This window comes from Desulfitispora alkaliphila, assembly GCF_050433185.1.
Lineage (GTDB): Bacteria > Bacillota > Desulfitisporia > Desulfitisporales > Desulfitisporaceae > Desulfitispora > Desulfitispora alkaliphila.
The window spans coordinates 34,160-44,468 of record NZ_JBNPXS010000024.1; the positions used below are offsets into that span (position 1 = coordinate 34,160).

Below are 10,309 nucleotides of genomic sequence, written 5' to 3' on the forward strand. Positions count from 1 at the left end.
TTTGTTAAAAACCTCCGTAAATAACCCCTAGTACTAACACGGCAACAGAAACACCAACAAAAACGTACTTACCTATGGGTTCCCACCAAGCTCCAATAGGTGTTTTAGCACCCTTATTAATTTCCTCTCTGGCATTAGAAATTCCAAATACCCAAAAGAATACAATGGCTGCTAATACAGCACCTAGTGGAACCAAATATATGGTTACAAAGTCAGCAAACATCCCAAAGTAGTTCATGTTCAATGTTAATGGCAATCCAACCACAAAACCGAAAACAGCAACAGCTAGAACACTGAAATCTCTTCCCCAATTAAAGCGATCCATTACAGCCTCAACTGGAACCTCCATTAAGTTAATGGCGGAGGATACTGCTGCAAAAAGTACGCTTAGAAAAAACAATACACCGAATATATAACCACCAGGCATTTCTGCAAATACATTGGGTAAAGTAATGAAAAGCAATGGAGGTCCGGCTTCTGCTGGTAGATTAAAGGCAAATGCAGCGGGTATTATGGCGAAAGCTGCCAGCAATCCTGCAATGGTAGTGAAAAAAGCCGTGTTAAAAGCTGAGGATGGTATATCCTGATCATCTCTCAAGTAACTACCATAGACCAGCATACCTGCACCACCAAGTGCAACAGAGAAAAACGCTTGACCCAAAGCCATTACATAGGTGATTGGCTGCGCTAAATAAGACCAATCAGGGAAAAGTATAAAACGCACTCCTTCCATGGCACCAGGAAGAGTAACTGCTCGAATAGCTACTAACAGTAGTATCACAAATAGCGCTGGCATCATATACTTGTTTGCTGCTTCGATACCTTTTGAAACACCTAATTTTACAATTATCAAAGTAGCAACAAGAGCAATGGCATGCCAGATTACCGCCTCTGTACTCCCTGCAAAACCGCCAAAGTATGCAGGAATATCTATTGTATTAAAGGCTCCTGTAAGTGATAAAGCGAAGTATTTGAAAATCCACCCTACCACAATTAGATAAAATACAAATACTCCTGTAACACCTAGTACTGGTAACGCACCTAGAGCAGGGCCAATTGATGACCCCTTCTCTTTTAAAACATTTTCAAAGGCACCTATGGCACCTCTTTTTTGACTTCGTCCAAAGGCAAATTCTCCCATAAGCCCAGTAATACCCAACGCAAACATAAATACTAGATAGGGTAACAAAAAAGCGGCACCACCATAGGCACCTAAGCGCCATGGAAACATCCATATACTTCCTAAGCCCATAGCAGCGCCAATACAAGCTAAAACGAAACCGTAATTACTGGTCCATGTTTCTCTACCTGTTCCTTTACTCATAATAAAAACTCCCCTTCATCTTAAGTTTATAAGGGTTTTAGCCTCGCAGTAAAGTGTCTTAGTATTTCTGGTTCATAAGTGAATTCTAAACCTTTTAATTGCTCTGCATATTTACTAACTGCAATCAACCCATCTGCAATCACATCCATATGAGATACTGTGTAAGTCCTGCGCGGAATTGTAAGTCGCAACAACTCAAATGGAGATTCTAAGTTTTCCCCTGTATCCGGGTCTCGCCCTAGCAAGAAGGAACCAATTTCTACGGAACGAACACCCGACTCCAGATATAGTGCATTGGCCAAGACTTGCGCAGGGAATTGATCGAAAGGAATATGTGGCAACATTTTTTTAGCATCTACAAACACCGCATGTCCACCTGTTGGTTTCTGGTATGGAACTCCACCTTCGTCTAATCTATCCCCAAGATACTTAACCTGTCCTATTCGATACTCTAGATAGTCTTCATCAATACTTTCCATTAAGCCCCTAGCCATTGCTTCAATATCCCTACCTGCAAGACCACCATAAGTAGGAAATCCTTCTAGAGGTACTGTTCTGGACTGACATTTTCGGAATAGTTCTTCGTCATCTTTAAATGCCAAGACCCCACCAATATTCACTAAAGGATCTTTTTTGGCACTCATTGTTAGACAATCCGTATAACTGAACATCTCTTTTACAATTTCGCGGATTGATTTGTTTTCATAACCTTTTTCACGATACTTTATAAAGTAAGCATTTTCCGCATACCTTGCAGCATCCATCACAAGTGGGATATTGTGTTTTCTTGCCAATTCACTGGTTTGACGAATATTTTCCATGGAAATAGGTTGTCCTCCAGCACTGTTACATGTCACTGTAACAACCACCATCCCAATCTTATCAGGTCCTTTTTCTTGAATGAACTTTTCAACTGCTTCTAAATCGAAATTCCCCTTAAATGGTGATTCAATATGAGTTTCAAATGCCTCACCAGTTAGAATGTTAGCTGCTCGTCCTCCTGCTATTTCAACATGGGCCTTAGTTGTATCAAAGTGGTAATTGCTAATAGAATACGGCTTATCCTTGGTCAACAACACCGGAAATAGAACTTGTTCAGCTCCTCTTCCTTGATGGGTAGGAATTGTATAGTTGTACCCAAATAACTCTTTTACATTGTCAGCTAGATGAAAGTAGTTTTTACTGCCTGCATATGCCTCATCCCCAAGCATTAGTCCAGCCCATTGATTGTCACTCATGGCGCCAGTACCACTGTCGGTTAGTAAATCAATGTATACATCATCGGATCGTAAATTAAATAGATTATATCCAGCTTCTTTAAGAGCAGCTTCTCTTTCTTCTCGTGAAATCATTTTTATTGGTTCAACCATTTTTATTCTAAATGGCTCTGCCTTTGGTTTTTGTACCATTAAGTTTAAACCTCCTTTAAAATTTACTGAGAGAATCCTCTCGTTGATTTTAGGTTACCCTGCATATTTTAAAACATTCAAATTTACGCTATTAATCCATTAATAAAAAATATACAAAAGCACCATAATATGTAAACAAAAAGTGGCCTGGATTTTTTATCCAGGTCACTTTCAACGTACATAAAGAGAGGTCTGCAATTATGCAGACCTCCTACAAGCAGCACATCCCATTAAGCTTACCAAACAACTTGACAAACATAATCGAGGAACTTCTACTCTTTTTATCACATACTTCGATTTTAAAATACACTTCCTTACTTCTTACTTCTTACTTCTTACTTCTTAATTCTTAATTCTTAATTCTTAATTCTCACCTTTTACCTTTTACCTTTTACCTTTTACCTTTTACCTTGAAATTACTTTTCTAAAACAAAAAACACAATCCTTCCTAAAAGCTGGCACTTCTTCTTGCAAAAAACGAAACTTAATGCGTTCTTACAAAAAACTTAACCTACTTTGATGGGATGTGCTTAATCTTATTATAGCAGAGTGTTTTGAAAATTGCAAGTCAAAATACCCTCATTATATAATTTATTTATTACTATCTGATCTGTGGGAAAAGCTAGTTTAGGTACAGTATTATAACTAAAAAATTCTACTTCATCTAAATCGTCCCCTGCTTTTAACTTCAACCTTCAGTCCAGTTTCTTCAAAGGTTTCTCTTTTTAATGCCTCATAAACATCCTCGTCCCACTCTACATGTCCACAAGGAATACACCATTGTCCCTTATAGCTATTATTTCTTTTCCCTCCACTTAGGTTCCATAGGCTACTATGTAAAAAGAGGCCTGCAATTATGCAGACCTCCTACAAGTAGCACATCCCTTTAAGCTTACCAAACAACTTGACAAACATAATCGAGGAACTTCTACTCTTTTTATCATATACTTGGATTTTAAAATACACTTCCTTACAACTTCTAACTTATCTTCTTGTAAAAACAAAAAACACAATCCTAAAAGCAGGGTTTACTTTCTTGCATAAAACGAAACCGTTCTTACAAAAAACTTTACCTTCTTACTAAAGGGATGTGCTTAATTTAAATATAGCAGATTATCGGCAAAATTGCAAGACTAACTCTTACATTGCTAGTGTAACTTTTCTGCTAACAAATTAATAAAATTAAGGGAGAGGAGGATTGGCAGAACACAGAGGGAAATTATACATGGGTGACCTACCGCTCATGGGTCAGGCTGAGATTCAGTTATTCAGTAGCTATGACCCAGAGAGGGATGGCTGGGAGCAAGTGGATGTTTTTGGTGACCCAGATAAAAACCCTCGGGGTAATGTGGATCTGTTACTAAGCTACAATGACCACCTCTACGTAGGCGCTGGAGACGCTAGAAATGAACACCCTGGGCATTGGCGGTATTTCAAGATTACATCTATATTGGTACAGCTATTGAGGCAGCCGTACTTAGCTTAGATTCAGACCAATACATTGTCCCTCCCAAAGGTTTTGATGTAATAAGGTTGGATCAAAACGACAATTGGGAACTGGTCGTAGGCGGGACTCCGGTAGTCCCTACTCAATGCAATTTCGCAGACCTCATTTTGAACCTAGTTCCAAGGCACAAATAAACTTTTCAGCGCTAGAATATCTCAATCTTTTCTCTTTACTCATAGCTTTTTGTAAAACAGTTTCTAGTGATTTGTTTTTTAAGTTAAATACATGTTTCCATTTTTTTTGTCCCATTTTGGCTGTTGCCCATTTAGTAATGATACACACAGATATGCTGCTGCATAGATGTCTGTAGTATCATCTAACAAAAGAATTTGTTCCCTTAATTCAGGAGGTTTTCCCGTTACTCTTTTATGCTTTCTTTCCCCTTTATACAACCCTTCTATGCCCTTTTCAAAAGAGAACCCAAAGTCAATAATTTTAACATTGTTCCCTGGCAGTAACATAACATTTTTTGGTAAGGTATCAACATGCAAAATGTTATGTGTGTGCAAATGCCCCAAACCTTTTAGTACATTTATTGTTATTTCAACCGCATCTTCCTCGCTCTTTTTTTCTACTTTTCTACCTCTGCCTAATGGCTTCCCATCAACATGCTCCATCACAATATACGCCCGATTTTTATATGTAAAATAATCATAAAGCTTTGGTAAATAAGGGTGTTGGCCGTATTTTTTCATAATCTTTACTTCTTGCTGTGCGCCTTTTATATTTACCCTTTTTTTAATTGCAACATCCCTTTTATTTATAAGGTCATATCCTTTATAAACTTGACTTTGTACTCCTCTTCCCAGGCATTGACCTACCTCAAGATTCGCCAGCTTTTCTTTGCTCATATTTTCACCTACAACCGGTACTTACTTATGTATTTACCAATAGTTCTGGATTTCTTCCACTTAATAAAGGTTTCTTCATCAAGAACTCTTACCTTTTTTAAAAAGTCCTCTAATAAACCGAGGTTTTTTAACCCTTGAGTTAATGATTTTGGCACTCGCAATTTCTTTTTGAATGAATTTACATGATCTATTACCTTCATCGTATGATCATCGCTAATAATAACATGTCTCAAATTGGCATCAACCCTAGGTATACCTAACTGCTCTCGTTCTTTTAACATTGTTAACAATTGTTCAACTATATGTATTGGGATTTCATTTTTGTCAAATAGGTAATCTCTAAGGGTAATACCCGAAACAAATTCCATCACAGTATAGTTCTTTCCGCTTTCATATAACATGGGAAAGTATTGAGATCCTTTAGCAGCCTGTAATACTGCTTGCTCCATTGCAGCGTGTTTTTCTTCCGGATATATCTTGACACAGCGCTCTGAAGATATTTTAAACACAGCGCCTTGTATCCCTTTTCCAATAAGTTTGTAGGATGTTGGGTTTTTCTTCACTCTTACTTTAGGAGATCCTTTCGTTACAATAATTTCTTTAAAATCATCCACTTTTATCTTCTCCTTTAGCTTTGTTTGCTTTATTATATGATTTTATAAAATATTGGCTACTTTACTCTAAATTTTGAATATAATAAAGCGTACTTGAAAGGAGGAGGTTAAATGAAACAACGACCTAAAGTGGCTATAATTACTCCAGGTTCTCATCCTATTCCTGATCCTAATTCCACGTCAGTAGAAACAATTGTTCATCAAATAACCACTATGATTCAGGATGATGTTGATTTTACTATCTTCGGTAAAAAAGTTAGAAAACACCCCACCTATGAAAAGGCAGGAAAACTAACATATATTCGCTTCCCTTATAAAGGTGCTAAATCTTATATCAAACAGGTGGCAGCAAAACTACAAGAGACAGATACGGATATTATCCAAGTTGAAAACCGTCCTAAGTATATAAAACATTTACGGGGAGTATTTCCAAAAAAGCAGCTCTGGTTATTTCTCCATTCTACATTTTTTATTATGCCTGACAGAATTTCAAAAGAGGAATTACTTCAATGTATTAATGTTGCTAATAAAATTCTCGTAAACAGTCAATATATGAAAAACTATTTAGTTGAGTATACAGGTTGTGATAAAAGTAAAGTAACTGTCAATCATTATGGAATAGACATAAATCAATTTAAATCAAAATGGGACCCTACGATACAAAAAGATATAAAACAGTTTAAACAATCTTTGGGTATAGAAAAGAAAAAGGTAGTGCTTTATGTGGGTAGGCTAAAAAAAATAAAAGGTGTTCATCACCTTTTGAATGTTTTCCCAAATATTCTAAAACAGATGCCAAACACGGACCTTTTTGTAGTGGGTAGTGCTTTTTTTGGTTTAAATAAGGAAACAAGATACGTTAAGAAACTACATCAAACTGCAGAAGATATGTCCGATTCAATACATTTTATTCCTTATGTTCCCCATAACGAAATTCAAAAATGGTTTCAAATTGCAGATATTATCGTGGTCCCTTCAAAAGCAGAGCCTTTTGGGTTAGTAAATATTGAAGCAATGGCTACAGGGGTCACTGTAGTGGCAACAAATGCAGGTGGGATACCAGAGATTATTAAGCATGAAAAAACAGGTGTTTTACTAGATCCTAACTCAGTTGAGAAAGAGCTTTCAAAAGCTTTGATTGATTTACTGTCCAATCCAACAAAAGTTACTTCCATGGGGAAAGCTGCTATTCAACATGTGCATCATAACTTTACATGGGAGCATTCTGCGAATAGAATGCTGCAGTTATATAAAGCATACTCTTTTGATCAGTAGGAGTTGATCACACATTGAGGTGACCAACTCCTTGCAAATTTTTTCTTAGCGTTCAATAATATAGGGACTTGTTTCACTACCTGATCCAGATTTAATTCCTATATAGGAGGTATTTAGATACAACGCAGGTCTACTACCGGCTCCTTGATATGCAGGGTAAAAAAAATTCCCATAAATAATTTAGATTTATGGGAATAATATACTATAAAGAGATAAACTCTTGTTAACAAAAATTGTCTTGACAATAGGAGGTATTATCCAATATCCTATACTAGTAAAAGGATTTAATTCTCTTACAATCAAGGAGGCATTATGATTAATTCTCTAAGTCGAAAGAATGCAGTATATGCCATCATTTTTTATAGATTTTGTAAAATATTGGCTCTCGTTATAATTTTTTATGATAAACCATTTATTTGGATTCCCACTGTTATTACTACTCTTTTGTTGCTTTACTGGAATACAACTAGGCCAGACCAAAATATTTCTCTTCCTGTAATTATTAAAAGCCTCAAAGGTTTATCCAAATAACTTATCACGCCCTATGCTTGTCCGTATCAGGTACCACAAAAGGTCCGATATGGATGGGCAGATTGTGAAGGTAATACAGAATATTCATCCTGCTCGGGAGAGTGGGCATATGGGTGCGAGAGAGCATCTAGAAGACGCTCCATCACCTTGAAGTCTCCATGTTTAACTGCCGCTTCAAGTGCCTCTTCTACCCGGTGGTTGCGAGGGATTAGGGCAGGATTTGACTTCCTCATCAACTGGTGGGAAGAAGCTTTAGATTCCTCCTGTCTGCTTAATCTCGATTGCCATAATTTATTCCACTCTTCAAACTCAGTAGTACCAACCAGGACAGTATTCTCTAGTTTATCAAAAGTTAGTGTGCGAAAGGTATTAGTATAGTCGGCACCATACTTATGCATTATACTGAGTAGGTCTTTAATCAGAGTTTCATCCTGTTTTTCTTCATTATATATACCTAATTTTGCTCTCATTCCCGCCAGCCAGTTACAATGGTACAACTCAGTAAACCCTGCTATGGCATCCTGGGCAAGTTTTACAGCCTGCTCCTGGTCATCATGAAGCAATGGCAATAGGGTTTCAGCAAATCGAGTTAGATTCCACCCTGCTATATGGGGCTGATTGCCATAGGCATAGCGGCCTTGGGTATCAATAGAACTAAATACAGTTGCCGGGTCATAGGTATCCATAAAGGCACAAGGACCATAATCTATTGTTTCTCCACTAAGGGCTATGTTATCGGTGTTCATCACCCCATGAATAAAACCAACCAGTTGCCACTTAGCAATAAGTGTAGCCTGACGTTTAATCACTTGCTGAAGCAGAAATAGGTACGGGTTCTTAGCACCATCAAATCCTGGAAAATGCCTCTGTAGTGTATAGTCTGCCAGATCTCGAAGTTCCTCAGCAGTGCCCCATTGTGAAACATACTCAAAGGTACCCACGCGCAGGTGACTAGCAGCCACACGGGTTAGAATTGCACCAGGCTGTACACTTTCACGGATTACTGACTCACCAGTTGTAACTACTGCTAGACTGCGATTGGTGGCAATACCAAGCGCATGCATTGCTTCGCTAATTATATATTCGCGCAACATCGGCCCAAGTGCCGCCCGACCATCGCCCCCGCGAGAGTACGGCGTTTTACCTGAACCCTTGAGCTGAATATCAAACCGCTCCCCTTTAGGGGTGATTTGCTCGCCAAGTAGCAAAGCACGGCCGTCCCCTAACATTGCAAAATGGCCGAATTGATGCCCCGCGTAAGCTTGAGCAAGAGGCAAAGCTCCTTCAGGCAAGCTATTGCCAGCAAGTATTGCTACGCCTTCCTCACTTTGTAGTTCATCAATACTTAAGCCCAAATACTTAGCCAGTGATTGATTGAGTTTGATTAAGCTGGGTGCCCGTACAGGAGTTGGCTCAATGCTAGTATAAAATGTCTTTGGCAGACGAGCATAACTATTCTCCAAATTCCAACCTTTATTTATTATTACTTTTTTCTCTGTCATCTTATCTCCCTTTTCTTTATCTTTTTATTTTAGTGTCTGCCTCTGTAGTTTTATTATACTTTGCAACACCCCAATTGCTTAACTGCCTTTATTCATTTTCCATTGTAATATTTGCAAAGCTAAAAATCGCTGTCACAATCATTGTAATCCAGCAAATAAAAGCGACCGGTGCATAAGCTAGAGCGTCTACACTTAGAACTGAAAGTACGAACACACCACTTGTATTCCAAGGAATGAGTGGAGCCGTTAATGTTCCTCCACTTTCAAGAGCACGAGTTAGATTTTTCCTATGCAAGTTTAGCCTCTTATAACAGCTTTCATACATTTGACCAGGAAGTATAACTGCCAAATATTGATTAGCTCCAATTATATTGACCATAATAGATGTAGTCATTGTTGTCACTACAAGTCTTCCTTGACTTTTTACAAATTGCTTCATCTTATTAACTATTACTGCAAGCATGCCTGTTGCATTCATAATACCACCAAAGCCTAAGGAAACTATACCTAATATTACAACAGAGTACATACTCTCAAGGCCACCTCTTGTAAGCAATTCATCCATATCAGACTGTCCAGTAGAAATAGAGTATCCGTGATATAGATAATTGAATACATCGCCAACAGACTGCCCTTGAATAAATACCTGGATTATTCCTCCCAGAATCACCCCTGCCATTAAACTTGGAATCGGAGGAGCCTTCATTACTATCATAGCTACAATTACTATTGGTGGAATAAGCAACCACAGAGAAAAATTGAAATTATCCTGCATATAATCTTGCAATTCTCTAGCATTTACAGCAGAGCTACCACTATCCACTAGGGAAAACCCCATAAAAGTAAACAGTCCTAATGCAATAATAGCTGCAGGCAAAGTTGTATATAGCATATGTTTGATATGATCGTATAAATCAACATTAACAATAGCTGCAGTTAAATTAGTGGAATCAGACAGTGGTGATAGCTTGTCCCCAAAAAAAGCTCCGGAGACAATGGCCCCAGCAATAGGGCCTGCGGGAATACCTAGACCTTCTCCTATTCCCATAGCAGCAACGCCTATAGTTCCAATGGTTGTCCAGGAACTCCCCGTCAGTATAGCCATAATACTACTTAATATTAGAATTGACGGCAAAAACCATTTAGCTATAATAAAATCTATACCATAATATATTAGAGCAGGGACAATACCACTGGCAATGTGTGACACGTTCGTAATTGAAAAGATTACGCACTACAACCGTTCGGTTGTGGGAGAACTGATAATTCAATAGGTAAAATGAAGGAGTAACGCCC

9 protein-coding genes are annotated in these 10,309 nt (G+C 38.0%); 2 read left to right on the forward strand and 7 right to left on the reverse strand.

Features of this window, described 5'->3' with window-relative positions:
- Positions 1–4: 4 nt before the first annotated feature.
- The 3 genes from GGQ84_RS09755 to GGQ84_RS09765 form a co-directional block, all read right to left on the reverse strand.
- Entirely contained in the window at positions 5–1,324 is a 1,320-nt protein-coding gene (locus GGQ84_RS09755) for a sodium-dependent transporter (protein ID WP_429162140.1), read from the reverse strand.
- A 26-nt stretch (positions 1,325–1,350) separates the two neighbouring features.
- Positions 1,351–2,733, reverse strand: coding sequence for a tryptophanase (locus GGQ84_RS09760; RefSeq protein ID WP_429162142.1), 1,383 nt, complete (start codon positions 2,731–2,733; stop codon positions 1,351–1,353).
- A 660-nt stretch (positions 2,734–3,393) separates the two neighbouring features.
- Positions 3,394–3,591: an NUDIX domain-containing protein gene (locus GGQ84_RS09765; protein WP_429162156.1), complete on the reverse strand. Its 198-nt coding sequence runs from the start codon at positions 3,589–3,591 to the stop codon at positions 3,394–3,396.
- A 340-nt stretch (positions 3,592–3,931) separates the two neighbouring features.
- Here GGQ84_RS09765 and GGQ84_RS09770 point away from each other — a divergent pair, with 340 nt between their 5' ends.
- Positions 3,932–4,219 (forward strand): hypothetical protein, encoded by a 288-nt coding sequence (locus GGQ84_RS09770; protein WP_429162144.1) that lies wholly within the window; start codon positions 3,932–3,934, stop codon positions 4,217–4,219.
- Positions 4,220–4,452: 233 nt separating this feature from the next.
- On the opposite strand, the gene GGQ84_RS09775 is transcribed toward GGQ84_RS09770, so the two are convergent.
- Together GGQ84_RS09775 and GGQ84_RS09780 are read right to left on the reverse strand one after the other, a co-directional pair.
- Positions 4,453–5,091 carry a protein kinase domain-containing protein gene (locus GGQ84_RS09775; protein ID WP_429162146.1) on the reverse strand — a complete coding sequence of 213 codons (639 nt, stop codon included), beginning with the start codon at positions 5,089–5,091 and terminating at the stop codon, positions 4,453–4,455.
- 8 nt (positions 5,092–5,099) lie between these two features.
- On the reverse strand, positions 5,100–5,705 hold the full coding sequence (locus GGQ84_RS09780) for a hypothetical protein (RefSeq protein WP_429162147.1): 606 nt from the start codon (positions 5,703–5,705) through the stop codon (positions 5,100–5,102).
- A gap of 111 nt (positions 5,706–5,816) precedes the next feature.
- On the opposite strand from GGQ84_RS09780, the gene GGQ84_RS09785 reads away from it, so the two are divergent.
- The gene (locus GGQ84_RS09785) at positions 5,817–6,980 is read left to right on the forward strand and encodes a glycosyltransferase family 4 protein (RefSeq protein WP_429162149.1); all 1,164 of its coding nucleotides are present in this window, start codon (positions 5,817–5,819) and stop codon (positions 6,978–6,980) included.
- Positions 6,981–7,537: 557 nt separating this feature from the next.
- Here the strand turns inward: GGQ84_RS09785 and GGQ84_RS09790 are convergent.
- Positions 7,538–9,013: a protein adenylyltransferase SelO gene (locus GGQ84_RS09790; RefSeq protein WP_429162151.1), complete on the reverse strand. Its 1,476-nt coding sequence runs from the start codon at positions 9,011–9,013 to the stop codon at positions 7,538–7,540.
- 88 nt (positions 9,014–9,101) lie between these two features.
- Positions 9,102–10,223: a Na+/H+ antiporter NhaC gene (gene nhaC / locus GGQ84_RS09795; protein ID WP_429162153.1), complete on the reverse strand. Its 1,122-nt coding sequence runs from the start codon at positions 10,221–10,223 to the stop codon at positions 9,102–9,104.
- Between the last annotated feature and the right edge of the window lie 86 nt (positions 10,224–10,309).